The organism is Pseudomonas sp. NY15435 (assembly GCF_048068295.1).
Classification (GTDB): Bacteria; Pseudomonadota; Gammaproteobacteria; order Pseudomonadales; family Pseudomonadaceae; genus Pseudomonas.
Genome location: NZ_JBLUQA010000007.1, coordinates 94,758 through 120,800 on the forward strand (window position 1 = coordinate 94,758; position 26,043 = coordinate 120,800).

The 26,043-nt window shown below is 62.6% G+C and carries 26 protein-coding genes; 2 read left to right on the forward strand and 24 right to left on the reverse strand.

The window, feature by feature from the left end; all coding sequences use genetic code 11:
• The first annotated feature begins 349 nt into the window (after positions 1 to 349).
• Positions 350 to 547: a hypothetical protein gene (locus ACNFH5_RS18075; protein ID WP_416748254.1), complete on the forward strand. Its 198-nt coding sequence runs from the start codon at positions 350 to 352 to the stop codon at positions 545 to 547.
• A 137-nt stretch (positions 548 to 684) separates the two neighbouring features.
• Here ACNFH5_RS18075 and ACNFH5_RS18080 read toward each other — a convergent pair whose 3' ends face one another.
• The 3 genes from ACNFH5_RS18080 to ACNFH5_RS18090 form a co-directional block, all read right to left on the reverse strand.
• On the reverse strand, positions 685 to 2,259 hold the full coding sequence (locus ACNFH5_RS18080) for a diguanylate cyclase (protein ID WP_416748256.1): 1,575 nt from the start codon (positions 2,257 to 2,259) through the stop codon (positions 685 to 687).
• A gap of 368 nt (positions 2,260 to 2,627) precedes the next feature.
• Entirely contained in the window at positions 2,628 to 3,626 is a 999-nt protein-coding gene (locus tag ACNFH5_RS18085) for an NAD(P)H-dependent flavin oxidoreductase (RefSeq protein WP_416748257.1), read from the reverse strand.
• A gap of 179 nt (positions 3,627 to 3,805) precedes the next feature.
• Positions 3,806 to 4,981: an MFS transporter gene (locus ACNFH5_RS18090; RefSeq protein ID WP_416748259.1), complete on the reverse strand. Its 1,176-nt coding sequence runs from the start codon at positions 4,979 to 4,981 to the stop codon at positions 3,806 to 3,808.
• A gap of 146 nt (positions 4,982 to 5,127) precedes the next feature.
• Between ACNFH5_RS18090 and ACNFH5_RS18095 the strand changes: the two genes are divergently transcribed.
• Complete coding sequence (locus ACNFH5_RS18095; RefSeq protein ID WP_416748261.1) at positions 5,128 to 6,036, forward strand: LysR family transcriptional regulator; 909 nt, start codon at positions 5,128 to 5,130, stop codon at positions 6,034 to 6,036.
• Positions 6,037 to 6,333: 297 nt separating this feature from the next.
• Here ACNFH5_RS18095 and ACNFH5_RS18100 read toward each other — a convergent pair whose 3' ends face one another.
• The 21 genes from ACNFH5_RS18100 to ACNFH5_RS18200 all read right to left on the reverse strand — a co-directional run bounded on the left by ACNFH5_RS18100 (position 6,334) and on the right by ACNFH5_RS18200 (position 25,837).
• Positions 6,334 to 7,206: a hypothetical protein gene (locus ACNFH5_RS18100; protein ID WP_416748263.1), complete on the reverse strand. Its 873-nt coding sequence runs from the start codon at positions 7,204 to 7,206 to the stop codon at positions 6,334 to 6,336.
• A 1-nt stretch (position 7,207) separates the two neighbouring features.
• Positions 7,208 to 7,834 (reverse strand): hypothetical protein, encoded by a 627-nt coding sequence (locus ACNFH5_RS18105; RefSeq protein ID WP_416748265.1) that lies wholly within the window; start codon positions 7,832 to 7,834, stop codon positions 7,208 to 7,210.
• Positions 7,835 to 7,837: 3 nt separating this feature from the next.
• On the reverse strand, positions 7,838 to 9,319 hold the full coding sequence (locus ACNFH5_RS18110; RefSeq protein ID WP_416748267.1) for a hypothetical protein: 1,482 nt from the start codon (positions 9,317 to 9,319) through the stop codon (positions 7,838 to 7,840).
• On the reverse strand, positions 9,316 to 9,711 hold the full coding sequence (locus ACNFH5_RS18115; protein ID WP_416748269.1) for a hypothetical protein: 396 nt from the start codon (positions 9,709 to 9,711) through the stop codon (positions 9,316 to 9,318). The genes ACNFH5_RS18110 and ACNFH5_RS18115 overlap by 4 nt, the downstream gene beginning before the upstream one ends.
• Positions 9,712 to 9,713: 2 nt before the next feature.
• Positions 9,714 to 11,447 (reverse strand): hypothetical protein, encoded by a 1,734-nt coding sequence (locus tag ACNFH5_RS18120; protein ID WP_416748271.1) that lies wholly within the window; start codon positions 11,445 to 11,447, stop codon positions 9,714 to 9,716.
• The gene (locus ACNFH5_RS18125) at positions 11,448 to 11,963 is read right to left on the reverse strand and encodes a hypothetical protein (RefSeq protein WP_416748273.1); all 516 of its coding nucleotides are present in this window, start codon (positions 11,961 to 11,963) and stop codon (positions 11,448 to 11,450) included. It abuts the gene before it with no gap.
• A gap of 39 nt (positions 11,964 to 12,002) precedes the next feature.
• Positions 12,003 to 14,822 carry a tape measure protein gene (locus ACNFH5_RS18130; protein WP_416748275.1) on the reverse strand — a complete coding sequence of 940 codons (2,820 nt, stop codon included), beginning with the start codon at positions 14,820 to 14,822 and terminating at the stop codon, positions 12,003 to 12,005.
• Between the two features lie 101 nt (positions 14,823 to 14,923).
• Positions 14,924 to 15,226 carry a hypothetical protein gene (locus ACNFH5_RS18135; protein ID WP_416748277.1) on the reverse strand — a complete coding sequence of 101 codons (303 nt, stop codon included), beginning with the start codon at positions 15,224 to 15,226 and terminating at the stop codon, positions 14,924 to 14,926.
• 52 nt (positions 15,227 to 15,278) lie between these two features.
• Entirely contained in the window at positions 15,279 to 15,734 is a 456-nt protein-coding gene (locus tag ACNFH5_RS18140) for a hypothetical protein (RefSeq protein WP_416748279.1), read from the reverse strand.
• A gap of 175 nt (positions 15,735 to 15,909) precedes the next feature.
• Positions 15,910 to 16,662, reverse strand: a complete 753-nt coding sequence (locus ACNFH5_RS18145) for a hypothetical protein (protein ID WP_416748281.1) — start codon at positions 16,660 to 16,662, stop codon at positions 15,910 to 15,912.
• A gap of 45 nt (positions 16,663 to 16,707) precedes the next feature.
• Positions 16,708 to 17,169: a hypothetical protein gene (locus ACNFH5_RS18150; RefSeq protein WP_416748282.1), complete on the reverse strand. Its 462-nt coding sequence runs from the start codon at positions 17,167 to 17,169 to the stop codon at positions 16,708 to 16,710.
• Positions 17,166 to 17,732 carry a phage tail protein gene (locus ACNFH5_RS18155; RefSeq protein WP_416748284.1) on the reverse strand — a complete coding sequence of 189 codons (567 nt, stop codon included), beginning with the start codon at positions 17,730 to 17,732 and terminating at the stop codon, positions 17,166 to 17,168. The genes ACNFH5_RS18150 and ACNFH5_RS18155 overlap by 4 nt, the downstream gene beginning before the upstream one ends.
• Positions 17,729 to 18,043: a hypothetical protein gene (locus ACNFH5_RS18160; RefSeq protein ID WP_416748286.1), complete on the reverse strand. Its 315-nt coding sequence runs from the start codon at positions 18,041 to 18,043 to the stop codon at positions 17,729 to 17,731. Before ACNFH5_RS18160 ends, ACNFH5_RS18155 begins: the two co-directional genes overlap by 4 nt.
• Positions 18,043 to 19,038 (reverse strand): major capsid protein, encoded by a 996-nt coding sequence (locus tag ACNFH5_RS18165; protein WP_416748288.1) that lies wholly within the window; start codon positions 19,036 to 19,038, stop codon positions 18,043 to 18,045. The genes ACNFH5_RS18160 and ACNFH5_RS18165 overlap by 1 nt, the downstream gene beginning before the upstream one ends.
• A 38-nt stretch (positions 19,039 to 19,076) precedes the next feature.
• Positions 19,077 to 19,439: a head decoration protein gene (locus ACNFH5_RS18170; RefSeq protein ID WP_416748290.1), complete on the reverse strand. Its 363-nt coding sequence runs from the start codon at positions 19,437 to 19,439 to the stop codon at positions 19,077 to 19,079.
• Positions 19,440 to 19,445: 6 nt separating this feature from the next.
• Entirely contained in the window at positions 19,446 to 20,840 is a 1,395-nt protein-coding gene (locus tag ACNFH5_RS18175) for a S49 family peptidase (protein ID WP_416748291.1), read from the reverse strand.
• Between the two features lie 46 nt (positions 20,841 to 20,886).
• On the reverse strand, positions 20,887 to 22,341 hold the full coding sequence (locus tag ACNFH5_RS18180) for a phage portal protein (RefSeq protein WP_416748293.1): 1,455 nt from the start codon (positions 22,339 to 22,341) through the stop codon (positions 20,887 to 20,889).
• Entirely contained in the window at positions 22,341 to 22,571 is a 231-nt protein-coding gene (locus tag ACNFH5_RS18185) for a hypothetical protein (RefSeq protein ID WP_416748295.1), read from the reverse strand. Before ACNFH5_RS18185 ends, ACNFH5_RS18180 begins: the two co-directional genes overlap by 1 nt.
• Positions 22,571 to 24,679, reverse strand: a complete 2,109-nt coding sequence (locus ACNFH5_RS18190; RefSeq protein WP_416748297.1) for a phage terminase large subunit family protein — start codon at positions 24,677 to 24,679, stop codon at positions 22,571 to 22,573. Before ACNFH5_RS18190 ends, ACNFH5_RS18185 begins: the two co-directional genes overlap by 1 nt.
• Positions 24,660 to 25,181, reverse strand: a complete 522-nt coding sequence (locus tag ACNFH5_RS18195) for a DUF1441 family protein (protein WP_416748299.1) — start codon at positions 25,179 to 25,181, stop codon at positions 24,660 to 24,662. The genes ACNFH5_RS18190 and ACNFH5_RS18195 overlap by 20 nt, the downstream gene beginning before the upstream one ends.
• A gap of 269 nt (positions 25,182 to 25,450) precedes the next feature.
• Positions 25,451 to 25,837 (reverse strand): hypothetical protein, encoded by a 387-nt coding sequence (locus ACNFH5_RS18200; protein ID WP_416748301.1) that lies wholly within the window; start codon positions 25,835 to 25,837, stop codon positions 25,451 to 25,453.
• Positions 25,838 to 26,043 lie beyond the last annotated feature (206 nt).

The window sequence follows — 26,043 nt, forward strand, 5'->3', positions numbered from 1 at the left end:
TGGCGTTTTAATACCTGAAGGTCTTGCAGTGCTGGGCGCCAGATAATCACTGACTTGCCACCCACACCCTAGCGGCAGTCTGCGCAAAGTGGGTATTGCTCCGCGCTTGACCATCCATCCGTATTCGCCGGGGCGACTCTCCGCCCCGCAATTGAACGAGCGCGGGTGATCATTTTCTGTGGCTAAGGCCTGTCAGCACAACTCGCCCACCGCCTTCCCCGCGTGACGCGTTCGGTAGCTGCCTCTAGCTAGGGGCAGTAATCGGCCAGAAGGGGACGGCCGCCTCCGATCACCTCAAGCTGAGCTTTACTCCATTCGCCCACTTGGAAATCGCGCACCTAGATATCAGATGGACTTCCTCGAAGACTTCATACTCAGCTATCTGGCACACCGCATCGGTGTCCGCGTATTACGCTTTCTGAGCGGTGACCGGTTCAGAGGGGAAAGCGGCTTCGCCTGGGGCTGGGCAGTCGTGGTCGGCGGCTTGGTTCTATTCGCTCCATTCGTAGCGTTCATTACCTGGCTGTTTTATCGCAGCGCCCATTGAGCGAGCGTCCGCTTGGGTCGGTAGCTGCCTCTCACCTGAGACAGCAATCGGCCAATAGCGGACGCCACCAAGGCTCGATTTTTAGACTTGAAGGCGTCGATGAAAGCAAGGGCGATGTATCCCTCTGTCAGTAGTTACTACCCAGTGTTGACCGATACGACCCGATTACGCCCACCTTTCTTGGCCTGATACAGGCATTGATCTGCCCGCTTGAGTGTTGCCTCCGCCGACTCGTCGTCACTGTCGCAACTCGCCACACCGATGGAGACTGTGACGTGACCGATCTGTGGGATTTCACGAGCAGCGATTGTTTCTCGAATACGCTCGGCAATAGCCTGCGCCGTCGCCAAGGACGTGCCCGGCAGGATGAGCGTGAACTCCTCTCCTCCAGCCCGACATGCCAAATCGCCCGCACGGGTGTATTCCTGGAGCACAGCCGCTACCTGCTGCAGCGCTACATCTCCCGCATCATGGCCATAGGTGTCATTGACGCGCTTGAAGTGATCGATATCCAGCGCAAGAACCGAGTACTCCTGGCCCGTTTGCTCCAACAACTGCAGAAGCGCGCCCATGGCTCGACGATTGGCGAGGCCTGTAAGGGAGTCAGTTTGCGCCTCATGGCTCAGCCGTCCCAGTTTCTGCTGCAGCAACTGCACGCCAGCCAGCATGGCCTGCCGGATCGCCGAGGCATCGGGATACCAGGCATTTACCGCTTTCAACTGCTCCGCAGTCTGCGGCGCTGACAATTGCTCGGCGATTGATGCGAGTTCATGAAGAGGACGGGCTATCAGCGCTGCGCCGTACCAGACCAGGATCAGCCCAATCAGCCCGGCCGGAACCATCTCCAGGATCATGTCGCGCATCAGCCTTCCAAGCGGCGCCAACGCTATCTCGCGGGGCTGCTGAGCGACTACCGCCCAGTTGGCGCTTTCCACAAAGGCGTACCCGGCGAGCATTGGGACTCCCAGGTAGTTCGGCACCTCCATCGATCCGCTTTCGCCCCGCAGCGCAGCGTCGACCGTCTTGCTCCAGTCGAGCTTTTCGCCGATGCGACTCTGCTCTGGATGGAACAGCAGACGACGGTTTCCGTCGGCAACGAAAGCAAAAGTTCCTTCGTGATGGAAATGACTACTGATCACGGTATGCAGTGCGCTCTGCTTGCGCAGATAGACAGATCCGCCGACGGTGCCGAGAAAGTTTCCGGCGGCATCGAAGATCGGCTGCGAGATGAACACCACTAGGTTGCCAGCCACGGAAACATAGGCGGGGCTGATTTGTGGGCGACGAGTCTGCAGCGCTTGCTGGATGCTCTCTGAACGCAGCGTTGTGCCGATGATCTGCAATGCATCCGGATAGGCCTGCAATACCTTGCCATTGGCATCGACGATGGCGATGGAGTTGAAGTCGATGTCCTGCGTCTGCATTCGCACCGCCTCTTCTCGCAAGCGTGACGCGTCACCCCAATGCTTGCTCAGTTCGCCAGCGCTGTAGCGCAGGTGACTTTGTGTCGAACGCAGGAACTCACTGATGCTGGAAGCGACCTTGGATGCGTAGGCGGCGCTGTTGGAGGCTAATGCGTGCTCGATCAGAGCGTCACGCTGGACTCTGTAAGCCATGGTCAGACTATTGGCCAGTGTCGCCAACACCGACAGTAGGACTAGTCCGAGAATCAACGAGCGTAGATCCATTGGCCAGGCAGCTTTCGGCTTCATGCGGTTCACCCTGTTCCAGCGCATCGTAATGCCCTACGCCGCTGGCCGGAGCCTCCTAGTTTCAGGGTATGCCGGCCATTCTGGGCTCAGTGGAATCGCACTCAGTGAGTGCAATCACTGTGGTGCGGCAAGCAATGCTATCGATGAAGGCACCTTCTTCGCCTGCCCTACAGCAAGAAATGTGAAAGCAGCATGACTTTCAAGAGGTGCTGGCATCTCATCAGCGGAGCGTCACAATCAGTACTTGGCCCGATCAGCCTGCGCAAAAGGCGAATGATGCCGAGCGCCTGGCCTCTGGAGTGTCCGCTATGGTCGGATGCTGCCGCCACTCCTTGGCAGCTTGAACCCCGGATCGAGGTTGTTTTCGATTACCCGATGCAGCTCAGACCTTCAAGACGCCTCATCGCATGGCGCGCATCATCGAGCACCGAGTCAAAAATGGCTTCCACGCTTTGCACGGCGTCGGCAAATACGATCGATGGGCCGTAATCGAGCATGCCTTGGCGGCTATCTCCTGTCTTGTAGGCTTGGGTGGTCAGCGTGCCCATGACGTGAGGGCGATAGCTTTCGAAATCGCTCGCTCCCGCTGCATCCAATGCTGCAACAGCCTTGGCGCTGTCATTGTTCAGGACTCGGTGATGTTGCCGCAGGCCGGTCTTCACGATAATGCTTTCTGTCCCATCGCTCTTAACCAGTCGTTCCTGGTACTGGCGGTGAATCCACAGCTCCTCGGCTACCAGCATCCGCGACCCCATCAGGACGGCATCGGCTCCCATCAACAGCGTCGCCGCCAGTTGGCTTCCGGTACCAATCCCGCCACCGATAACCACCGGGACGGGAACCTCTTTTGGTGCATGGGCGGCTTGAACCATGCTGCTGATGCCGTAGGTTCCTGGATGGCCGCCGCAGTCATTGCCAACGACGATCACCGCATCCACGCCAAGACGTGCGGCTGAGCGCGCGTAGCGAACCGCCGGCACCTTGTGCAGAACCTTGATGCCCGCTTCCTGCAGCGCCGGCAGGACAGCTTCCGGGCTTCCACCCGATGTCTCGACACAGAGGACTTCTTCCTCGGCAAGGATCCTCATCTGCTGGCGCAAGCGCTCGGTCGCGCCGGCCTGGCCAGAAAGGTAGAGATTCACCCCGAACCCTTTCCCCGAGGTGAGGCTGCGACACCGACGAAGCTGTTCACGGAGTTCGTCCAGATCGGGGAAGCCGGCAGCAACCACAAATCCCATCCCGCCTGCGTTGACCACCGACGCGACATAGTTGGCGTCTGACACCCCAGGCCCCATACCGCCACAAAGAATGGGATGAGGGATCCCGAGCATCTCGGTAATGCGAGTTCTGAAGAGCTGGTTACGCATGGGCACTCCGGTTCAGCGAAGAGCTGGGAAGAGGCGGAGTAAACCGCCCTCGGGGAAGAAAGCTGTGGTGTTCCGCCGACGCTCGGCGCGCCATGAGCTCAGGAGTACCCTTATAGCTGAACATTTGTTCAGCAGTAAAGAGCACTCCCCTTCTGCCGAAGTCCCTCGCTATTCCTCGCTCAAGCCTGCTGCGGAAGGCCCATGGCTTCGCGCCTGTCCAGTGCGCCAGATATCAGCGCCAGTGCCAGAGCGCCGAGTGACAACACTCCGCCGGCCCAATTCGGGGCAACCAGGCCGAAACCCGTGCTGATCACCCAGCCCCCTACCCAGGCGCCGATGGCATTGCCTAGGTTGAAGAGACCGATGTTCACAGCGGCGGCGAGGGTAGGAGCGCCCGCAGCCGCTGCTTTATCCAGAACCAGTTTCTGAATGGGCGACACGGTGGCAAAGCCAAAGCCCGCCATCAGCGCAATGCACAAGACGGACATCCACTGGCTGTGCGCGGTATACGCGAAAACGAACAGGACGATGGCCTGAGCGAGCAGTGTGATGTAGAGCAGCGGCATCAGCGAGCGATCTGCAAAGCGTCCGCCGAGAGTGTTCCCGGCAAACAGACCGATGCCGAAGGCCATCATCAGCCAGACAACTGCGGACTCAGAGAAGCCGGCGACTTCCGTCATCATGGGCGCGATGTAGGTGATCGAGGTGAAGAACGAAGCTGGGCCAAGAACGGTGATACCCATCGCCAGCAGCACCCTGGAGTTCTTGAACGCTGCCAGCTCCTGACGAACGTTGGCACCTTTATTCGCGCCGACATCGGGAATCATGTAGACGACTGCTAGCAAGCCGATGATGCCGATAGCAGTGATGGCGTAGAACGTCGCCCGCCAGGAAATGAGCTGGCTCAACCAGGTGCCGGCAGGCACACCGAGCAGGGTGGCCAGCGCCATACCCGAAAACATGAAGGCAATCGCGCTGACCCGTTTGTTGGGCGCTACCAGTTCAGCGGCGAGGATCGATCCTATGCCAATGAAGGCTCCGTGGGTCAGCGAGGTAATCACTCGGCCGAGCAGTGCCACTGGGAAACTCGCTGCGGCGGCCGTCATGAGATTTCCCAGGACGAAGAGAATCATCAATACCGCGAGCATTCGTTTACGCGGCAACCGGCCCCCAAGAATGATCAACAGCGGTGCACCGATAAAAACGCCCAGTGCATAGGAGGTTGCCAGGTACCCGGCTTGTGGGATGGTGATGCCATATTCGGCAGCCATTTGCGGCAACAGCCCGGCGATGACGAACTCGGTGGTGCCGATCCCGAACGTTCCGATTGCAAGGGCCCAGATAGCGAGGGGCATTGATAGGGTCTCCATAAACGAGTGAGGAGCTGACTAGGTGAAGGAGAGCCGGCCAGCGTTTGCTCGAAATTCTATGGATGACTTTCAGCTCGATAAATGCGCTACTTATTGCCACTATGTAGACTTACTTTCTACAAAGGCTTCCCATGCTCCCCATCGAATCCTTGAGCGGAATCACCACCTTCGTGGTGGCAGCGCGCGCTCACAGCTTCACGGACGCAGCTGCGTTGTTGGGCGTTTCCAAGTCGGCGGTAGGCAAATCGATCGCCCGTCTAGAGGAGCGGCTGGGGGTAAAGCTATTTCTCCGTACGACGCGGCGGGTGACATTATCTGCGGACGGTCAGGCGTACTTCGCGGCCTGCTCCGCTGCCCTGGAGGAAATTGGCGCCGCCGAGAACAGCCTGGGGGCTCGTGCCATCAGTCCATCCGGTCGCCTGCGCATCGACATGCCGGTGGTCTTCGGGCGCAAAGTCATGATGCCGATTCTGCTGGATATCGGGTGTCGGTATCCCGATCTGCATTTCACGATGACATTCGCCGACCACCTAATCGACCCCATTGAGGAGGGGGTAGACCTGGCGATCCGTTTCGGGGAGCCGAAGGACTCGACTGAATTGATCGCACGTCGCCTGACCAGTCAGCGATGGGTGATCTGCGGTGCGCCGAAGTACCTCGAAAAGCGCGGCACCCCGGTCACTCTCGATGACCTCGCGTTCCATCAGGGTATCCTGGGGTATCGGCGCGACCAGCCCTTATCCTGGCGGGTTTCTATCGAGGGGGCGGCACAACGATTCAGCCCTCCGGCGACGCACCAGCTCAGTGATGGAGATGCGATTGTCGACGCAACGCTTGCCGGTCTGGGGCTGTGCCAGATTCCAGAGTCACTGGTGCGAGAGCACATCGCCGAAGGGCGCCTGGTGACTGTGCTGGATGAGTACACCCAGGATCTGGTGGACGTGTACGCGGTCTGGCCAAGGGCGGCACATTTGCGGCCCAAGGTTAAGTGCGTGGTCGAGACGCTGGTCGAACTGGGGCGACTAGGGCGATTGGGCTGAGCAGGTCTGGCTACAGAAGGTCACATTGCGGACGCCCGTTCCCCGCCAGTAGCGGGCATATACCGATACCGACGTGGGCGAACCGCCTGCGAGCGTCCGCTATGGGTCGGTAGCTGCCGTCCCTCCCCCCCCTAAATCTCAAAGTCGCACTGAGGCAAGCTCAGAGACGCCCCCTCACCTGGCAGCGCTGACGAAGGCATTCTGTCCGGCCACCACGGAGGTACCGCCCGAGGTGTTCACGCTCATATCCTCCCGGACCATCTTGCTGCCGCCGGACGTCGTGACGTGATGCTGGACCTATTCGCTGGGCTGCAGCTGCGGGATGATCACGGTGTTGTCGTAGGAGCGAACGAAGCGGAACACGTTAATGCTGTTCGCGATCGGGAAGGTGTAGGAGTTGTCGCCCGCGTCGGTAGGCGTGCCCGCCGATTCCGGTACCACATACACCGAATGAGTCGAGGTGCTGAAGTCCACGCCAGGGATGATCTTGAGCGTCTTCTGAGTCGGTGAGCCCTTCACCAACAACAGGAGTTCATGGACGTTATCCTCGGCCCCCATGCTGCGCATGGTCACTGTGAACGTGGTATTAGCACCGCCCGCGCTGATCTGGAGTGCCGTCTGCCCTGCTGGCCAGGCGATTGCCGACGTGTTGCCAGGAGCGAACTCGTCGGTGGTCAGGGCGTACTCGACGCCGTTACCACCTCCGCCGGCGGGCGGATCACCCGTGAATACAGGCGCACCCCAGTCAGCCGCCGATGCGGTACCGGTGGCCAGATAAACAGCTTTGCCGGTGGTGTCCACAAACATGGCGCCGACCGATGGCGGTGCGGTGCTCGGCGCCGCTGTGCCGGTGACCACCACCGAGGCGGCGCCAGTCACCAGCGGCAGCCAGTCGGTCGAGGAGGCAGTGCCGACGGCGATATAGGTGCGCTTGGCCGTGGTGTTGATGTAGTGCGCACCAACGGCAGGAGGGGCCGCACTGGGCGCCGTCGTGCCAGTGACGATCGGCAACGTACCTGTCTGCAACGGCTGCCCCCAGTCGGAGGCAGATGCGGTGCCGGTGGAGACGTAGCTCTTCTTGTTCGTGGTGTCGATGTAATGAGCGCCCACTGCGGGCGGCGCGCTGGTCGGGACGCCTGCCCCGGTAACGATGTGTTGGACGTTCGCCATGTCATGCTCCACTCAGATAGTTGCCCTGGCCGTCGACCAGGTAATTGCCTGTCCCATCAATCAACACGCCGTCCGGCGCACCTCCGCCCTCAAGCGCGGTAACCCGAACTTGCAGGTCCTGGATGACGCCCTGCTGCTGCCCGATCAGGACTGACTGGTCAGTGATGCTGTCCTGCAGTTGGCCGATCATGGTCGACTGCTCAGAGATGTCGCCCTGCATCTGACTGATCAACGCCGACTGGCCGGAGATGCTTTCCTGCAGCAGGCCAATCAGTTCGGCTTGGTCAGCGATGGCGTCCGATTGGGCGGCCAGCGTGCTGAACAGTCCGCCGAGGGTGCCGGCCGTCATGCCGCAGAAAACCCAGGTATCGGCGGGCCAGCTGCCGGCGCCGGTCGATTCCTGGGCGCGCTCGATCGCGATGGCCCCACCAGCGCCCGGCGTGGCCTTCACGATCTCCACGACAGTTTGCTGGCTGGGATCGAGGGTGCCGACCAGAGTCAGGAGGTAGTGGTCGCCTGCGCCCATCGTGAGTTTCGCGGCCGCCTCGGCCGAGATCGGCAGCACGGCACCGGAAGCCGCCAGCCCGTCCGTAAGCTGGGCAAAGAAGTTGTTTACGAAGCGCTGCATGGGTCACATCCAAGTCGAGATGCTGTTTCCGTCACTGGGGGCTGTGTGCTCCCCGGTAATGGGATTGAGTGAGCCGTAGCGCAACGGCCCAAAGATCGAGTCGGGTTCTTCCAGGTCAGCGCGCCGGACCTGGTAGGCCTCCCCGCCAGCGACTGGCGCCGCTGGCCCGCGGTAGTGCTGGATATACAGCTCATCCGGCTGCACGCGGACATAGAGGCCGATCAGGTTGTTGGAGTAGCGCACCCAGTCGAAGGGCCGCAGGCGCGACCGGATGAGGCACTGTTGCTGCTGCGTCCAGTTCGTGAAGTCGAACGGCACCGGTGCCCAGGTGCCCGCGATGGGGTTGAACTGCCCCGTCACGTCCTCGCCGTTGAGCGTCTCCGTCTGCTCGACGGTGCCAGCCTGGTTCTCCCAGTGCTCCGTGTGCACCACCACTTCCTCCATCGTCGTTGCCAGCTCGCCGCCGACCTTCAGGGTTAGGGTGTAGGTGGTGGTGTTCGAGGTGGTGCGGGTGATCGAGGTGGGCGACGGCCCGACGTTGAACGCGGCGGCCGGGTAGTTCCAGGCGTAGAGGATCTGGAAATCCAGCGTGCAGTCCACCAGTTCACCGGCGGCGTTGAACCACACGGCCAGGATCTTGTTCTGCACCGCGTCTGTCCGCGTCCCCTCCCGAACCGCATACCGGGCAAGTTGGCCGTTCACGTCGATGCCTGCATACACCGTACCGGGAGGATCAGACGCCGCCGGCCGGTCCACCACCACCGGGTTCTCCGGGTCGTGCGGGTACGGCGGGCCCACCGTCCAGCGGGACTCGCGCAGCTCGCCGGAATAGGCGTCCTGCCCGATGTACGTGCCCAGCGTCTGGAGCCTGGTGCGCAACACCGAGGCCTCGGCGGCGAAGCCTGTCTGGCGATCGCCGGTGACGGTCACCAGCAGGAACCCCAGGGGAATTGGCCTCACACCCGGCGCGATGGTGCTATCCGGGTCTTCCATGTAGAGCATCAGCACCGCGCGGGAGCCGTCCGGCGAGATATCCACAGGGGCGTTGTCCCGCTTCACCACAGCACCGGAGATGACCGGCGTGGATTGCCCGAGGTCTTCCGGCCAGGTGACCGGCATCGAGCGAACAACCTGCTTGCCGCCGAGCACACCGAACAGGGTGGCCGACTGCCCCTCCAGGTTGATAGTCCAGTTGCTGCCGTCCGGCGCGCTGTAGACCCAGCCTCCCAGGTCGCGGTTGTAGAGGTTGAAGTACCGACCGCAGAGGATCGACTGATTCCGCCACTCCCGGCCGGCAGCCTGGTCGGCGGCCAATTCATCCTCACTGCGCTCCACCTCGGCAATGCCGGGCACCTGGTGGCGATACGTCAGCCAGGGCATGTCGCCGGGCATGTAGATCGTGTTGATCAGCATGCCGTTGGGCAGGTGCAGGCCGTCGCTATCAAGCCGGCCGTGCCACGGCCAGCCCCAGGGCGGTACGGTCATAAGGTCCCCTTCGGATCGGCCAATTGGAACTCAACGTCGGCGCCGTTGGCGTCCGTCATCCGCAGCGTCTTAATCGCCGGCAGGATCAGCAGGCCGTCGCTACTGGTCAGGCCGTCGGCGTAGTAGTCACGGTCTGGCACCTGCGAGGCGCCCTCGGCCTTGGTCTTCTCGACCAGGGGGCTCGCGATGCCGCCGGAGCTGGTGGAGGACGGCGCCTTGTACACCGCGCGCCCCGGTGTTGCCGGCCGGGAACCGCGGCGCTCCAGCTCGTTCAACTCCCCGATCTTCCGCCGCTGGCTCTCGAGCGACTGCAGGTCGCTCACCAGCTGCTGAGACTTGCGGGCAGCCGTTATCCCGCCAGCGATCGCGCGGCGCTCATCGGCAAGGGTCATGACTACAGCTCCAGCAGGTCGTTGGGGATGGCGACCCTGTAGGTTCGCGATGTCGAAGCGGTGAACTCGTCACGGTGCTCGGCCGGCACTTCCGGCGCGGTCATCTGGTGCCGGCGCGGGAAGGCGTCCGGCGGCGAGCCAATATCCAACTCGTCGTAGTTGCCGGCGAACCCATCCAACTCATCGTCGTAGGTCATCAGGCCGCGACCGCGCAGTTGGGTCGGCAGCTGGATCAGCTCGGGCACCTCACCTGTTACCTCGCTGTTCGGCGGAGGCGGCAGGGTAAGCGGATCGTCAATCGTGCCACCGCCTCGACTGATGGCCAGGGTGATGGTGCTGATGGCTGTCTGCCCCTCGATGTCGTACTCGTCGATCAGGGAGAAGACCTTGCCCTGGGCGCGAATGCGGTCCTCCATGAGCAACGTGTGCACGAGGTCAATGCCAAGCGCCATGGAGGTCGGCACCTGCCACGAGACCTTGTTTCCGCGGTGCGAACCGAGAGCGGTAACGCGGGCTCCAGACAGAATGCATGACGCGACAAGCTCCAGCCTCTCCGTCTCACGTAGGTCGACCAGATAATCTCCAATGGCGTCTTGGGCTGCATCTGACTCCGGCCCGGTGAACTCGGCCGACTCCCAGTCATCTGCTCGTGCCAGCTCACTTTCCAGTGAAGCACCATCTCTCCGTAGCACCGGCCCGGCCTGGGCGATGCTTTCCGAGGCCACAACGGTGAGCGCATAGCTCTCCGTGACCGGTTGCACCCAGCGCATCCCCCCCACCACGTCGGCGGCCAGCAGTAGGTTGTCGAAGTCGTTGCGCCAGGCCTGCGGCGGGTCGCAGTACACCCCGGAAAGCGGCACCGTTAGCAATTCCGCACCGGCGAGCAGGTTGTACCCAGCCGAGCTAAGCGCCTCCTCGAGCATGTCGATGGTTGGCAGCTCTGTGGAGTTGGCGCGCCAGATACAGAAGCCATTGTCCACCGACCAGCCCTGAATATCCGGATGCTCCCAATTGAAAGCCTGGTGCCTCTCGCGGAGGCGGCTGAACCGATATTTGAGGTCAAGTTCGACTTGGTTGACGCGGTCAGACAGCTTGGCGATATCCACAGACAGGGAGCCGTCGATGGTTGTGCCGGAGGCGAACCGCTTCAGGGGTGCCTGCGCAGCCCAAGGCGTCAACCGAAGCGCGCCAGCGACGGAGCGATCCAGGCTGCCAGCAACGGACGCCAGGCGCTCGCCGGCATAGTCCCAGCGACTTCGCCCGTCAGTGGCCTCGAACACATCGACAGTCCAGATGCCGCCCACGAGTGCGTCGATATCGGCGATCTCCATCGCTTCGACCAGGTCCTGTAGGCGGTCGGTCGCCTCGCAAGAGACGATACGGTTTCGCGGGTCGTAGCTCGGCTGCTCCAGCCATCCCGAGAATCTCTTCTCCTCGAGCCATCCAGCGTCCAGGGTCTCACGGTAGTAGATCTCGACAGCACGGCCAGTCCAGCCGACCACGTCGACGACGGCCTCAGGCAGGTACAGGGAGAACTCCGCGATGGCGGCCGCCCCCTCCTCTCGCTCAATGCGGATGCTGCCGGTAACCTGCGCGGTGACATCTTCGTCGCCCAGCATGATCCGGCAGGACCACAGCGTCGACTGAGGGGCCGGCACTGGCTCAACCTCGCCGCCCTGGATCGCGCCAGCAGAGTTCAGCGCGAACGAGTTCAGCGGGGCGCCGTTGATCTGCATTTACAGCTCCTCGCAGGTGATCTGCCAGCCGTGAGGCGTGGCACCGTTGCCCGGGTCCATGTCTCCCTGAGGCCGCTTCGCCGAAACGGTGAACATGGGCATCCACAGGACTTGGTAGAGCGATGCGCCAGGAACCTCGGCGACCTCTGCCGCACTACCGGTCAAGGTCAGTTCCGCGCTTACCCACTCCTTGCCGACCAGCGCCAGTGCGTAGACAGGGAAGTCCGGCCTAGGCGTGCCGATCACTTGGAAGCTGCGGCCGGTGCTGACGATGCTCAATTGCTTGGTGCACCGCAGCTCCAGCGGCTGTGTGTAGTCGAGCCCGTCCAGCCCTGGCGGCATATAGCCGGAGCCGCTGAGAGCGATCGCCGAGCGCTGCCAGTGGGTCTGCTGCACCCCGGCACCGCTGGTGAGCCGGAGAACTTCCGGGCCGCCCAGTGGCGTGATGGACTGGGCTACCGTGCCGGCATGCAGCACGATGGGAAGGCCGCCCAGCATGACCATGGGTAGAGACATTCAGGTGCTCCAGAAAAGAGAAGCCCCGCAGGGCGGGGCTTAGTTCTTGCGGCGATTGCCTTTCTTCATTGCTTCACGATGTAGCGCGGCGAGCTGATCACCTCCGGCCTGCATGGTGTAGGACTGTCCATTCAAGTTCAGGATGACTGTTCCCAGGCTTTCGCCTACCGGACCTGATACAAGCGACGACGAGGCGGCAGGAATGCTCGGGATTGTCACAGCACCTACGAGACCTCCGTCAGCGTAACCAGGCATCCCGCTCGCGAAGCGGGACCGAAGATCAGCCATCGTTTTGGTGAAGCCATTCCGGCGGACCCGCTCCAGGAACGTGAGCGCTCCAGGCTCGTTGACCACGCGCTTCGGCTGGACGTGCTCATCAGCGTGAACAACACCGGCCGGCTGTAGACGCGCCCCTGGTCCCGTCCAGCCCCCATCGGCATAGGCAGGCTGCGACGACGTGTCGGCAGTAACCCTCGCTACGTTCGAGTCGACATCCGGCGCCGTCACCTGCACCTTGAACTTGAGCTGTTCCGCGATCTGCTGAGACAGCGCCAGCATACGAGCCTTGATCTGCTCCTCGTTGGCCTGATCCCAGGAGACGGTAACGCTCAGGTTTTTCAGTGCATCCGCCTGGCGAACAAGCTCGGAAATACTGTCTTGAACGCTGGTCTGGATATCAGCCGCACGGACCTTCCGTACTTCCTGAGCGGCGGTGGCAATGTCCTCGAGTTCCACCGCCACACCTTGAAGGCCGTAGGTGTTCTCACCGGCCGACAGCAACTGCTCGAGGGCCTCTCGCGCCTTGTTGGCGTACTCGATGGCTTTCTGCGGGTCGCTGTCGATCCTCGACCGTGCTTTCAACTTCAGATCCTGCACCTGGCCGTAGCTGGCCGATGCCGCTGGCCCAACGGTGCCATCCTTGAAGGACTGCGTCAGGTCCTTAAAGGGCTTCAGGATCGTTTCGGTTTCGCCGACCACCTGCTCGTAGTTGGCCTGGGCCTTCTTCAGCTCCTGATACTGCTGGTTCAGGTAGCCCTTCAGCTTGGCCAGACCTCCCTGCCGGGCGCGGTCGATCCGATCCTGGAACCCACGTTCGCCGGCCTCACGTGCAGCCTGTAGCGCGCGCTCGCTGCCAGCAAACCCATCCAGAGCCCGAAGCTGTTCCTGATAGTTCCGCTCGCGGTCCTTCGCCTCCTCCACCTCCGCCTTCACCGTCCGCTTCTGCTTGGCGTCATTCTCAGCCTTCTGGCGCGCGGCCTTGAGGCTGTCGAGATACTCCTCGTACTGGGCCTGCTGACGGTCTAGTTCGGCCATGTCGGCAGCGCCGAAGCGAAGGAAATTCAGGATGCTCAGGTTTCCGTTGTCCTGCAGTTCCTTCTTCGCGGCCATGACGCGGGCGATCGACTTCTCCACCTCAGCAATGGCGTTGTCTTGCGTGGACTGCCGGTCAAACTCGAAGAGCGCCCCGAATCCGCCTTTGTTGAAGGCCTTGAAGGCGTCGCCAATTACCTTTAGGCCACGACTGACAAGGCCCAATCCAGTAGCAAGGGCTTTGGTTTGCCCGGTCAGGTCATCGACGGCGCCGACAGCCTGAGTGGCTTCGTTCGCCAGCACCTGGAATTGTCCGCCAGTGGTCTTCTCCAGCGCAGCGGCCTCAGCGCGCAGCTTCGGCAATTGCTTCAGCAAGGCGTTGATAACGACGTTGGCAGTTAGCTGGCCATCGTTGGCCATCTGCTTCAGGGCGCCTCGGGCCACGCCCAGACCATCGGCCAGGGCGCGCATCAGGCGGGGCGTCTGCTCGGCTACTGAGTTGAACTCATCCCCCCTCAGCGCACCGGCGCCCAGCGCCTGGGCGAACTGAACGATCGAGGCGTCAGCCTCCTCAGCGCTCGCGCCGCTGATACGGGTCGACGCAGACACTGCCTCAATCACGCCCAGCAGGTCCTTCTGCCCCCGCTTCAATTCAGTCAGGCTCGGCGCCAGCCGAGTATATAGGGAGTACAGGCTGGCGATCGGCGCCTGGTTCTCGTTCGCCAGGCGGCCCAATTCGCGCTGAGCAGTGTTGAACTCCTCTTGATCGTTGGTCGCCAGCCGAAGGCGCGACTGCAGGTTCTTCACCTGGTCGGCGGCCTTGATGTAGGCGGTGACGGCCTCCGTCACTCCGAAGCCGACACCCAGCCCGGCAGCCCCGTTGATGAGCCCTTGCACGCGTCCAGCGCCCTGACTGGCTACGGTAAGCTCCTGAATCTCCCGCCTGGTCTCTTCCAGACGGCGCTGCAACTGGAGTTGCGCCGCTGACTGTTCTGCGGCCGACTTGAATCCAGCTTGGCTGAGACGTGCGTAGTCGGCAGGCAGCGTGCGCAGCTGAGCCTGCAATGTGCGCAAACGGTCGACGCCTAAGGTCCCGCTTGCAGCAGAAAGGTCTACGTCAGCACGCCCTGCTGCCTGCCGTTGGCCGAGCTCGGCGCGCAGGCGGCTTTGCTCAGCCGCCAGGTTCTTGGTATCAACGCCAGCGGCCTGCAACTCGGCTCGCATGCTGGACAACCGCACAATCTGCTGAGCCTCAGCACGCTCCAGACGCTGCAGGTCTGCAACCGAAGACTTGTAGCTAGCCTGGAGCGCTTTGGTTGGATTGTCCGCACGGGCGATCTCGTCGCCGAGCTCGCGCACTCGGTCGCGCGCCCGGCGAATCGTCCGCGAGCCGCTGTCCAACTGGCTCTCGAGATCACGAAACGCACTGACCTGACGTAGAGGGCGCTCGACGTCCTTGACCAGCTTCTGATACTCGGCGCGAAAGCCGGAGACAGCCCGGCGTGCTTCGGCGTCATCGGCCGTCAGCCGCAGCTCAACATCAGTCATGGCTTACACCTTCAGGGCCCGCAGAAACAGGCTCCAGGGATAGGAAAGGACGTTCTGGTGGCCGACGCGCACCAATAGAGCGATGGTATGGTCGAGGCGCCCTAGGGCTTCACCAGGGCCTTCTCCAGTCGCTCCAGCATTCCGAAAAAATGGCGATTCACCTCGCGGCAGGCCAGGGCCAAGTCTTCGAGCTGCGAAGGGGTCATGTCGTCAATCTGTTGGGCCGTCAGCGATGACATCACCGCGAGGTCGTGCAGGCGCAACGCACCGCCAAGCAGTGAATCGCCGATCACATCAGCTGTGATGGTGTCCATCAGTTGTCGGACCTGGGCAACGGTCATTTCACGAATATTCACTTGCCGCCCATCAATCAGGACATGGCGGCAGCCAGAGGCGTCAGACATAAAGGCTCCAGAAACAAGAAGCCCCGCGCAATGGCGGGGCTTCGAAATGTGCTCAGTCGAGCGTGTATTTGCGTATCGGCGAGTCTCGGCAAGCCCTCTTCGCTACGTAGAAGGCAATAGAGCCCTCCACGATGGGCACCATACCCGGGTCAGGCCTTTCGCGCTCCATCTCCTGGAGCGTCTCACCAGTACCCAGATACATGATCTTTGCCTGACCGCAGTCCACCAGGCGCCGCGAGTAGCTGGTACCGCTCGATCCTTCTCGCAAAGTGTCAATCTGAACGTGGGAGTAGTCGACCTTACTGACGCCGAGCACCGTGTACTGTCCACGGGGGTCGCTCGGAACTTCGAGATAGCTTGCCGGCCTCTGAGGCTCGGCCGCCGGCTCGAACTTCGCCGCCACCGGTGCCGGTGATTTCGGAAGCAGTAGGTATGTCAACCACCCCAGAACCACCAGAAAGCCTGCAAGGATGATCCAGCCCTTCGCCTTGGACTTCGCCTTTGGCATAACCGCGGCGGTGCGCTTCTGCAGGTGGTAGTAAGCCCCACATTCCGGGCATCGACCAATATCCCTTCCAGGTCCAAATTCCCCAGGCCGGCGGACGTAATCACATTCTGTGCAGCGCAAGAGGGTCCCTCCCGTTCAATGACGGGAGGGACTTTACCGAAGCGCGGCCAGAGCGTCACGCCGCAGCTTTTTCCTTCTTGATGCGGAAGTATTTCGACTTACCGGCGCCGAGCTTCGTCGGATCAGAAAGGATTTTCGCAGTGGCCTGCGACTGCAGAAAGTCCTCGGTATTGATCCAGTCCTGCTGGTTGGCGGGGTTCAGGCGTCCACGCCAGTAGCGACATTCAATACGCTTCTGGGTGCCGGCGGCGTTTTCACCCTCGAAGAGGAACTCGAAGGTCTCGCCGCTGTTGGTCAATGCTTCGACCACGTCAACCGCCGCGGTTTTGTAGGTCACCTTCACCACGGTGCTCGCGCTGATGGCGCCACCCTCGACGAACTCGATGCCGGAACCGGTCATCACGTAGTCGTCGATTTCGTCGTAGGTCGTGGTGCCCGCCTCGTTGGTCACTTCGGTGATTTCCAGCGGCATTTCGTCGAGAACCGCCGTGGTGCCGGGCACCGCCGTGACCTCTTCATCGGTGATTGTGGTGGAGGCAACCGAACTGGCAGAACCCCAGACCAGAGCCGCCAGAATCCAGGTGTACAGTTCGCGGAAGTTGATCGCCAGGCTTACACCAGTGATGCGAGCAACGGCATCATATTCGCCACCCTGCGGCGTTGTGGTGTCAGCCAGCGTGATGTCGTTGGACTCGATGGTCTGCTGGATGGTGCTGACCAGTCCGACCTTCTGGAACGGGGCATTGGTACCTGCCTTACGCAGTTTCAGCCAGCCGCCGATGATGAACGTTTCTTTCTCTTGGCCCATGGGGGGTTCCTCTCGCGGCCAGCGGCCGGTGGTTGGGTTTCGTGTTCAGCCGAGAACCACCCAAAGCTGCAGCGGAATCGCGGCGACGCCTTTGGGCAACTCGGTATCGGGAAGCAGTTGGTTGGAGGACTTGAAGGTGACCTTGTGCGGCCCTTTCTTTCCCCAGGGCTTGATGGTGCCCTCCGGCACGGCAAGGGCTCGAAGAAGATCGGCATGAACGTCGTTCAGCGCGGCCAGGCATTCATCCGGATCGCCGGGGTCGACTAGGGCAATAACCTTTCGGCCTAGCTGAACCGCCCATTGCGCACCACCAAGCAACGGAGGTGGTGTCTCGTCTGGCTGAATGACGATGGTCGGATAAACCGCTTCCTCGTCGTCGATGACCTGCTGAGCGAAGCCGAAGCGAATGCGAGTGCCAATGTCGGTGAAATAGCCATTGGAAGGGGTAATTTGCGCAAGTCGATCACGCAGGGCCTGGTCGGCCTGATTGAGAGGGTTCGCGTTCACAGGTCAGCACGCTCCAGTTGACGCAGGACTTCCCGTAGCAAAACCCTTTCCCCCTCGGCTCGATAATCCGGAAGCCTGGTATTGAGAATTTGCGAAGGAGACGGGCCGTAAAGGACCTCGATCGGCAAGCGGTCTTTGCCCAAACGCCGTGCAATGAGGCCGTCGGTCTTCGACGACCCCATTGAAGGCACGATGAATGCGCCGGGCAGGATCTTCTCGGAGCCACCGACGTTCACGCGGATGCCGGCACGAACCCGTTTACCCTTTTTGCGAGTGCCATAGAGCTGCTTGTGCGGGAAGTGGCTCAACACCAGCCCTCGCTTCAGCGCCCAAATCCGCACGGCATCTGCGAGGCGGCGCGCCTTGGTGAGGCGGACGCGATCGCGCAAGACCTGCCGTTTGATATTCACCGTTTCACCCATCTCCTTCAGGATCTGGGCGCGCAAGTTCTCGCCGGTGTCGTTCAGTGCCATCAACGCCGCCCGGTTGATCTTCTTGGGCAGTTCGTCCAATCGGACGAGCTGCTCCTTGATTCCCCCAAGGCTGACCTTCACTCCACTCATGCTGGCCTCACTGCCGCGGTGACGATGGTTCCGTCGTTGCGAACTTGCTCGAGCACGATCCAGCGCTTGCCGTATACGGTGAAGGTGCCTTCCCGGCGAACCTTCGCCAGTTCCTCTGCAAGGACACTGATCTGCGTCTGGTCAATGGAAAGCACGCCCTCCGGCCCCACGCGCTCGACGTCATGCAGCACGATCAGCTGCAGGCCGTCGACCGGTGCCTGGGTGGAGTCGTGGTAGCGGCCGCGTTCGATCTCGCCGAGGCGACGCAGGATGTCCCGCGCCGCCCTGGCCTTCAGCTGCCGCCGATCCATCACTTGGTCAGCTTGATGATCGCCGCCGGCTGGGTGCAGAGGTTCAGCGGGTTCTTCTGCGCTTCCAGCTCGACACCACGATTCATCGGCAGCGGCTCCTGGCGGGAGTACAGCGGGAGGCCCAGGGTGTTGACGGTCTCCATGTAGTCCGCCGGGGCGTTGCGGGTGATGAACAGGTCGGCGACGCCTTCCGGGACCAGGTAGGCCTCGTCCGGACCGATGAAGGCCTCGGTACCAACCTTGCCGCGGTACTCCTCCCAGAGCACGTCGGCGAAGAGGAAGCCGCCGCGCACATCGTTGCGCAGCATCTCGCCTTCGTTATATCGCTCCCAGGCTTTCACGACCTTGGCGTGGTCAGTGAAGTCGTCGAAGAAGCTGGAGCCGCAGAATGCGCGATACCCGGTCACCATCGCGGCACCCAGCGCATCTTCCGATTTGCGCTTCGCGTCCATGACCTTGCCACGGACGTTGGTGTTAGCGGTTGCCAAGCCGAGGGACACGACAGTCTGATCAATGCCGAACTCGTCGTAGAGGTCGTAGATCACGCTCACGCCGTCGGCATCCAAGATCAGGCCCTTGATTGCGCCGATACGGTGGAATTCGAGGGTGGTTTCGAGATCGCGGCCAAACTTCGCCAGGCGCTGGTTCACCACGTTCTGCACCGCTTCCAGCTCGCTTTCGCTGCCGAAGGCGCGCAGGTTCTGGATGGTGTCGGCGAGCAGCGAATCGCCCACCTTCAGGTGCGGCACAGTGAAAGAGCGCAGCGAGCGAGCATCACGCTCTGCCGGCTTCACCGGCTGGCCGCGTTGAGCGACCGGGACAAGGGAAATCTTGCCCTTGTTGTACTCGATGGTGACGGTGGTGGTGGTGACGCCTTCTTCCTGGAACAGGCCCAGCGCGCCGATGCGACCGGGCTGATAGTCCTGCTGGTTGATGGCGGCGGTGAGGGACGCAACGCTGAAAGCGTCGTTGTTGAAGATGTCCATATGGGCCATGTAAACGGTCTCCTGAAAGGGGGCAGGTCGCGGCGGAATCAGCGCGCGAGGATGAACGCGCCGGCTAGTGCCTGGAGCGCTTCGGTTTTGTCTTCGTCGCTGATGCCGGCGGGCCAAACGAGCATGTCGGCGCGAACTTCGGCCAGGCGGGTGTAGCCCACAGCGTTGACGTCGCCTTCGGTGGCGTCCGCATGGGCACGCAGGACCGCTGCAGCGTTCTGGCTGCCATCGGTGGCGGCCGGCGCGAGCGCGACGTGCTTGCCGGTGGCGGTGACCTTGCCGAGCACGGTGCCGGGCAAGTGCACGCCGGTGTCGATGACGATCGAGTCGCGCGACAGGTTGCCGTTGGCTTCGGAAAGCACGAAGTCGCCGGCGCGGCGGGATTCATTCAGTACGGGCATCTCTTCTTACCTCGCGTTGCGCCGCTTGTAGGTCGCGGCATAGATGGAGCCGGAGGCAGACGCCCCGGTATTGGCATCCGCTTTTTGGCGGCTGCTGATCGTGGAACCGCCTTCCAGGCGGCTCGCCAGTTCTTGGCGCACCACCTCGACACCTGCCCGGGCATTGATGTAACCGGTGGCCAACTGAGGCAGGCCGGCGGCGGTGCACAGGTTGCGGATCTCCTTGGCGCCGTCGGCAGCTGCAGTCATCTGAGACGCAGTCCACTTCTCGCGGATCGCCAACGAGGTCATGTCGCCGAGGCCTGCTGAGGCGCACTGCTCAGCCAGGAGTGCAGGGTCGAGAGGCTGATTGGCTGCGGCTTCCGCGGCGGCCTGCTCTTGAGCCGCCGCAGCAGAGGCAGCAGCTCCAGCGGCATCATCGTCGGTCGCTGCGCCCTCGATCTCAGCCGTGCTGGAGGACACTTCGTCGTCCTCTTTCTCGGGCTCTTGCGCGGTGACACCGGCCGCAGCTCCCGACTGGATGGAGGCTCGACGGCGGGTGTAGGTACCGCCCTGCAGCTCGGTCATCAGTTCACGAAAGGTGCCCAAGTGATCCGCCAAGCCGGCATCGATGGCAGCCTGCCCGAAGAACAAGCCAGCCTCGGTGCCCCGTACCGCAGCGACATCCATGCCGCGGTACGCCGCCACGCTGCTGGTGAACAGCTCGTGGATGCGATCGGACTCCGCCTGCATGAAGGTGCGCGCGGAGTCGGAGAGCGGCTCGTTCGGGTTTCCGGCGACCTTCATGGCACCGGAGTGGACGTAGGTCCACTTCACCCCTTCCTTGGCATTCTTCTCGGAAACGTCCTTGTGCCCGATCACCACGCCGACGCTGCCGACGCCCCCGGTGCGGGTCAGCCAGATTTCGGAGCAGGCAGCGGCCAAGCCGTAGCCGCCCGAGTAGGCGTAGTCGTCGACCATCGCGATGAGGGTCTTGGTCTTGCGCAGCTCCACCATGCGGTCGGTGGTGTCGAACAGTTGCGCGGCCTCGCCGCCGGGCGTTTCCATCCGGAGGACGATGTGAGTGATGTTCGCGTCGGCTTCCAGGTCGTCGAAGGCGAGCATCAAGCCCTCGTAGCTGACCGGGGCGGCGCCGCAGGCCGGCGCGTCGGCCAGGCGCGACACCAGCGGACCGGAGACGTCGAGCACTGCGATGTGCCCCACTTTCTCCATCACCTCACGAGGCTCTCCTGCGGGGCCAGCATCGACGCGGCCATGCAGCCAACCGTCGATCAGGGTTTCCGCCATGCCCGGCTCGACCAACAAAGGCCGGTTGATGGCGCGGGAGTAAATCTGCGACACCAACGGGCCGCCCTGGCCACGACTGAAGAGCCGGGCCAGCAAGGAGGTCGATTTCGACATGTAGTGCTCCAGAAAGAAGAAGGCCCGCAATTGCGGGCCTGGGTGGTTATTGCTCGTCCTTCACCGGTATGGGGTCGTGGCTGTAGCTGAGCCCAAGCTGATCCGCTCGGTCTGCGTCGCGGCGGTTCTGCATGTCGATCTCTTCGACGTCATAGCCACGATCAGCAGCAGCCGCCTCACGGGAGCCGAGGCCGCCAGCGATCAGCATCAGTTCGCCCTGGGCGTCTTGCACCGGGTGCAAGTAGCGCCAGGCTTGCGGACGCCAGGAGCAGGCGACGTAATCGGCGCGCCGCGTCGCATAGTCAGGAGCGCGCAGCAGACCGGCGAGCACTGCTGCGTCGATGAAGCTCTCCCACATCCACTGGCAGAGCTGCGGTATGGTGTAGAGCCACTGGTACTGTTCAACCCGGCGGTGATACTCGTTGAGGATCGCCCGCAGGATTCGGTCGTTGACGTTGCGCATGTCACCGGACAACAGCTCGTAGGGAATGCCGCCCATGGATGCGGCGACACCGAGCAGCTGTTGCCGCATGAAATCGCCGTAGTTGCCCCCTTGGTCGCCGTCGAAGAGCTGAATCTCCTCGCCAGGCATCAGCGCCGGGAAGGAGCCCGGCTGCATGCTGACCACCGGCACTCCGCCGTCGTCGCCCAGCGGGTCACCGGTGAACGGGTCGAACTTGAAGTCGTCCTCGTCGTACTGCTGCCGCCTAATCACGCCGGTGTAGTCGGCGCGAGTCTTCTTGCGCGTCAACTCGGCGTCGTCGTACTCGTCGAAGTCCCGCGCCTTGATCAGCGCCTGGACAGTCTCGGCGATTCCGCGCACCTGGCCGGGCCGCAGGGGAGCAAAGTGGTGCGCCACCTGGTTGGCTGGAACCGGTACTGGCTGAGTCATCCCTGTCGAGGTGTCGCTGGGATGGCGCGGGTACATCCAGTACGCATGGCGCTTGCCGCCGCGGAACTCCACGCCGGCCACAATTTCACTATCGCCGCGCATCTCGTTGAGGTTGTGCGGGACTTGGTCGCCCTCAATGAGCTGGAACTGGATGGGCACAGTCCGGCCGTTGAGCGGCAGGTGGTGCCGCTTGACGAAGATCTCCCCGGCTTCCTTGCGGGACCGCACGGCCAGAGCCATCAGCCCATAGACGTCGAGCTGTTCGTCGAAGTCGGCCGCCTGCCGGAAGGTGTTCTCCCACAGCTCGTTGGCTATCGCCGCGAACTCTCGGTCCTTGCAGGCCGAGCGCGGTTTGATGCCGGTGCCGATCTCGTTCGCGGTCCAGTTGCCGACCCCGTTGGCAATCCAGCCGTTGTTCCGGACCGCATCGCGAGAGCGAGAGCGCACCGTGCTCAGGTGGCTGATTACCGACCGCGTTGGGCCCGCACTTCCGGGCGTCCAGCTCTTCAGCCGGCGCCCCGAGCTCGCTGCGTCATAGTTTGCCTGCGGCTTCAGCGGCTGGCCGTCGATTTGGAATCCACGATTTGCCAGGGTTTCGAATTCATCCATCACAGCCCCCTGGAGTGATTCAGTCGGTAGCCACGAATTCGCCGCCCCTTACCGGCCGCCAGAAGCTCGGCTCTGATCGTGTCGCGCAGCGCCTCAAGCTGTGGCAGTTCGGCGCTGGCGTACCGGGTGGAGTCGTTCGGGCCGAAGCGGACCTCGACCACTCGCTCGCCGCGCGCCAGGTCAACGATCGCCTGCTCGACCTGGGCGAGGTGCTCTTTCGTGTATGCCATCAGCGGGATACCTGCATTCGCACCCTGCGGGTGGCGGTTTTCTTAATTGGTTTGATGGGCGGCTCGAGAGGTCGAGGCTTGACCACCTCGACGTCGTCCACCTGGTGGATATGGGGGTTTTCGTCCCAGGGTCTGGCGAATGGCTTGGGGCGCTCCCAGTCCATCTGTTCAAGGCCGAGCTTGATCGCCCCTGCTCGGGAGTAGCAGAACAAGTCAAAAGCCTCGTTGGCACCCTTCGAGGGCTTCTCCCAGCGCTGGGGCTTGCGGACCTCGAACGTCAGTTCCTCGAACCACCACTCGCCGAGCCACTCCGGCAAATGGACGTAGCCGGGACCAGGCTTCGCGCGCTGCAGGTCGTTGTTCACCGCGTCCTTCAGTAGCGTGGTGTTGAGCAACCACACCGGGATCTCCCCGCGTGCCTTGGCCTTGCGGTCCTTCCGCTCGCTGTCCGGGTAGCTCTCGCGCAAGCGCGGGGCGTTGGCCTGGCTCCCTCCCTTCACGAGCATGAACTGCCGGTGGAGGCTGCGCCGCTTGAGCTTGCGGTAGAAGTCGTAGGCCTTCTCGGTGACACCAGCCTTACCGCCGGAGTCGCACACCACCAACGCCGGCAGCATGGCGCGACCGCTGCCGTCCGATAGCGGGTAGGCCTTCTGCATGACGTCGCTGATGAGCAGCTCCCAGTCCTCCAGGTAGGCAGACGGGTCGATCGGCAGCGGCTCACCATCCTCTCCTTTGCGGCGGCTGGTACGGATGTTGTAACGGTCGATCAGCCACTCTTCACCATGTACCCCGTAGCCGTGGACCTGGACGACGAAGCGCGGCTTGCCCCCGGCCTGTACGTCCACCGAGGGAACGATGAAGCGGACGCCTTCGGGAATCTGATGCTTCACGACCTCCTCGCGGCGATCGATCAGCACATCGGCCGAGCGGACGGCCTCCGAGCGCTGCGGCATGTACGGCGCGCCCTGGTCGAGGTTCGTTGTGCCCTTCAGCTTGGTCTCGTCACCGGTGGTGACATAGGCGTGCACGCCCTCTAGGTAGCGCAGGCAGATGGACTCCCAGCTCTGAAACGCTGCCGGCATACCGCCCAGCCAGAAGCTGGCGATCTTGCTCTGCCGCGCCTCGCCGGAGATCTCCCCACCACGACTGATTCGCTGGCCCTCGATCAGCCAGCGGCCACCGCGGTTCATCTCGCGCTTGTGCTTCTCACTGATCAGGTCACCGCAGTGCGGGCAGCTGTAGTAAGCGCTGCGCGCCGCGAGCTTCATCAAGTCGGCGCTGCGGATGGTTTCCTTCAGCTCCTCGAAGCTGGGCAGCGCGAAGCTGCCGATACCCGGTTCTGGTTCGCTGTACTCTCCGCAGGACGGGCACGCCCAGTACCAGCGGCGGCGGTCTCCCGTGTTGTAGAGACCGATGATTCCGGTGCAGGGAGGCGCTTCGTGCGGCGTCACCTTCCGCCATGTCGGATCAGTGATCTCGCGCCCCGGGGAGGACTCCGCGCAGCACATGCCGCGCGACTTGAAGGTTTGAGTCCGCTTGAGGGCAAGAGCCCATAGGCTGCCCTCGCCCTCTATGTCATCGAGGATGCGATCGTAGTCGGTGACATCCACCCAGCGGATGGACTTCGACGATACCTGCGACACTGCAGGCCAGCCGATTTTCAGCACCTGGCCGGTCTTGAAGAACTTGTCGAAGACGTTATCGTCGGCGCGCCCGGCTGAGAGGCGAGCCTTCAGCGCCGGGCTGTGACGAATGGCGCGATCCACTCGGGTTCGTGAAAAGTCACGAGCCGATTCCTGGCTCATCTGCACAATGAGCGCGTCACCAGGGTCCGACGTGATGGTGTAGGCCATCCCCCCATCGACCAGCGCTTGCGTCTTCAGCGAACGCGCCGGACCGACGAAGACCACACCCTCGAATCGGCGGCTGGCCTTCAGGTCCATCGGCTCGCGCATGTATGGCGCCACGTCCAGGGTGAACTTTCCCTGGTAGCCGCCTGGTTCGTTCAGCACAAGGTGCTCTTCGGCAGCTTGGCTGACCGAGACACGGCGCGGCGGCCGAATCAACTCGGCGATGTTGCGGACGATGTTAGCCGGGCTCGCATGCATCGTCGTTCACTTCCATCATGTCGCAGAGCTCGATGAGCTGCTGGTAGAGGCCCTCACGGATTCCGTCGATGACCTCGATTGTGCGCTCGACTTCTGCGGCGCCGAGAGCGCAATCGTTCTCCAGTACGTCGGGGATCGTATCGAGCCCTTGGGAGAGCGCCTTGAACGCACTCGCTACCACGCGCTCGACCTCCGGTGCCGGGATGCTGATGCGCTGCTCCGCCTCCCACTTGATCTTCTCGCGCTCTGCTCGGTAGTGGCTGAGGCGATCATTGGGGTGAAGCTTGTCGGGGTCATACCCCTCGGGATCGTCGGCGACTTGTGCGCCCATTACCGCGACGGCGACGTCCCGAAGACGCCAGGCGGGGTGGCCGTTGGTCTCGCCAGCAGGCGGGATGCCTTCCACGCGGCGCTTAACCGTTCGGCGATCGACGCCAAACTCCTCCGCCAGTGCGCTGATGGACCACAAGCGCGCCCCTGAATGTACAAGGGTCACACTCATGAAAACTCCTATTCAGCCCAGCAGCGACGGGGCTTACAGCGATTCGTGCGTGGCGTTCACCCTGTACATCGAAGCGAGGCGAAATGCTCACCCTGCGCACTCGTCGAGAATCGCTACAGCCCACAAACGACGGGGCCTGTAGCGAATCACGAGAGGGCCTGTGGTGGAGCATCCTGAAAGTCGAAAAATTCTGCCTTACCGCGCGGCTCGACGCCTTCCCCGTGGGGGCGGGGGGTAGGCCAGGGTCCCCGGCGCACCAGAACGGTGCATCACAGCCCGGTCCCCTCGCGGAACTCCTTCGCCAGCTCGGGCAGGCCGACGCCCTTGCGGGCCTCGCTCCAGGCGAACCACGCGCGGACGATCACCCAGGCCGGGAGTCCGCAGACGAAGATGATGCCGCAGATAGCGACCATGCCCACGTCGTCCTGCACCCAACTGCCGAGGTCGAACCAGCGAACCACGAACGCTCCGCCGCACACGCTCGAAACCACCGTGCAGGTCATGGACACAACGAACTCCCGCACCGTCTTGGGCAGGGTCATCGCCATTACCAGGATGGCGGCGAGGATGGCGAAGAAGCCAAAGGCGCCGAGCTTGTAGAGCGCGATCCCGCCAACTGCAGTGGAGGCCGGCTCGGTCATGGTGTTAGTCCTCATAAGGGTGTCTCCAGGCTTGGCCCGCCCTGGCACTACGTGAATAAAAGGCCCGCACGTGCGGCAGGAAAAGGCGCAAGGAGCGCGCACCTAAAATCGTGGGCAATAAAAAACCCGGCTCAGTGGCCGGGTTTTTCAAAGCGTCTCGCTGCGTTCACAGCAGTTCACGCTGGCATAAAACCACAGTACATTCCGGCAGGAAAGCTGTT

Excerpts from the sequence above, each read along its gene's own strand:
- ACNFH5_RS18140 (WP_416748279.1), bottom strand. The coding sequence starts at position 15,734 with ATGCCAAAGGCGAAGTCCAAGGCGAAGGGCTGGATCATCCTTGCAGGC.
- ACNFH5_RS18170 (WP_416748290.1), bottom strand. The coding sequence starts at position 19,439 with ATGCCCGTACTGAATGAATCCCGCCGCGCCGGCGACTTCGTGCTTTCC.
- ACNFH5_RS18135 (WP_416748277.1), bottom strand. The coding sequence starts at position 15,226 with ATGTCTGACGCCTCTGGCTGCCGCCATGTCCTGATTGATGGGCGGCAA.
- ACNFH5_RS18185 (WP_416748295.1), bottom strand. The coding sequence starts at position 22,571 with ATGGCATACACGAAAGAGCACCTCGCCCAGGTCGAGCAGGCGATCGTT.
- ACNFH5_RS18095 (WP_416748261.1), top strand. The coding sequence starts at position 5,128 with ATGCTCCCCATCGAATCCTTGAGCGGAATCACCACCTTCGTGGTGGCA.
- ACNFH5_RS18130 (WP_416748275.1), bottom strand. The coding sequence starts at position 14,822 with ATGACTGATGTTGAGCTGCGGCTGACGGCCGATGACGCCGAAGCACGC.
- ACNFH5_RS18125 (WP_416748273.1), bottom strand. The coding sequence starts at position 11,963 with ATGTCTCTACCCATGGTCATGCTGGGCGGCCTTCCCATCGTGCTGCAT.
- ACNFH5_RS18155 (WP_416748284.1), bottom strand. The coding sequence starts at position 17,732 with ATGAGTGGAGTGAAGGTCAGCCTTGGGGGAATCAAGGAGCAGCTCGTC.
- ACNFH5_RS18200 (WP_416748301.1), bottom strand. The coding sequence starts at position 25,837 with ATGAGGACTAACACCATGACCGAGCCGGCCTCCACTGCAGTTGGCGGG.
- ACNFH5_RS18080 (WP_416748256.1), bottom strand. The coding sequence starts at position 2,259 with ATGAAGCCGAAAGCTGCCTGGCCAATGGATCTACGCTCGTTGATTCTC.
- ACNFH5_RS18175 (WP_416748291.1), bottom strand. The coding sequence starts at position 20,840 with ATGTCGAAATCGACCTCCTTGCTGGCCCGGCTCTTCAGTCGTGGCCAG.
- ACNFH5_RS18120 (WP_416748271.1), bottom strand. The coding sequence starts at position 11,447 with ATGCAGATCAACGGCGCCCCGCTGAACTCGTTCGCGCTGAACTCTGCT.
- ACNFH5_RS18100 (WP_416748263.1), bottom strand. The coding sequence starts at position 7,206 with ATGGCGAACGTCCAACACATCGTTACCGGGGCAGGCGTCCCGACCAGC.
- ACNFH5_RS18085 (WP_416748257.1), bottom strand. The coding sequence starts at position 3,626 with ATGCGTAACCAGCTCTTCAGAACTCGCATTACCGAGATGCTCGGGATC.
- ACNFH5_RS18180 (WP_416748293.1), bottom strand. The coding sequence starts at position 22,341 with ATGGATGAATTCGAAACCCTGGCAAATCGTGGATTCCAAATCGACGGC.
- ACNFH5_RS18105 (WP_416748265.1), bottom strand. The coding sequence starts at position 7,834 with ATGCAGCGCTTCGTAAACAACTTCTTTGCCCAGCTTACGGACGGGCTG.
- ACNFH5_RS18190 (WP_416748297.1), bottom strand. The coding sequence starts at position 24,679 with ATGCATGCGAGCCCGGCTAACATCGTCCGCAACATCGCCGAGTTGATT.
- ACNFH5_RS18115 (WP_416748269.1), bottom strand. The coding sequence starts at position 9,711 with ATGACCCTTGCCGATGAGCGCCGCGCGATCGCTGGCGGGATAACGGCT.
- ACNFH5_RS18195 (WP_416748299.1), bottom strand. The coding sequence starts at position 25,181 with ATGAGTGTGACCCTTGTACATTCAGGGGCGCGCTTGTGGTCCATCAGC.
- ACNFH5_RS18110 (WP_416748267.1), bottom strand. The coding sequence starts at position 9,319 with ATGACCGTACCGCCCTGGGGCTGGCCGTGGCACGGCCGGCTTGATAGC.
- ACNFH5_RS18090 (WP_416748259.1), bottom strand. The coding sequence starts at position 4,981 with ATGCCCCTCGCTATCTGGGCCCTTGCAATCGGAACGTTCGGGATCGGC.
- ACNFH5_RS18160 (WP_416748286.1), bottom strand. The coding sequence starts at position 18,043 with ATGGATCGGCGGCAGCTGAAGGCCAGGGCGGCGCGGGACATCCTGCGT.
- ACNFH5_RS18075 (WP_416748254.1), top strand. The coding sequence starts at position 350 with ATGGACTTCCTCGAAGACTTCATACTCAGCTATCTGGCACACCGCATC.
- ACNFH5_RS18165 (WP_416748288.1), bottom strand. The coding sequence starts at position 19,038 with ATGGCCCATATGGACATCTTCAACAACGACGCTTTCAGCGTTGCGTCC.
- ACNFH5_RS18145 (WP_416748281.1), bottom strand. The coding sequence starts at position 16,662 with ATGGGCCAAGAGAAAGAAACGTTCATCATCGGCGGCTGGCTGAAACTG.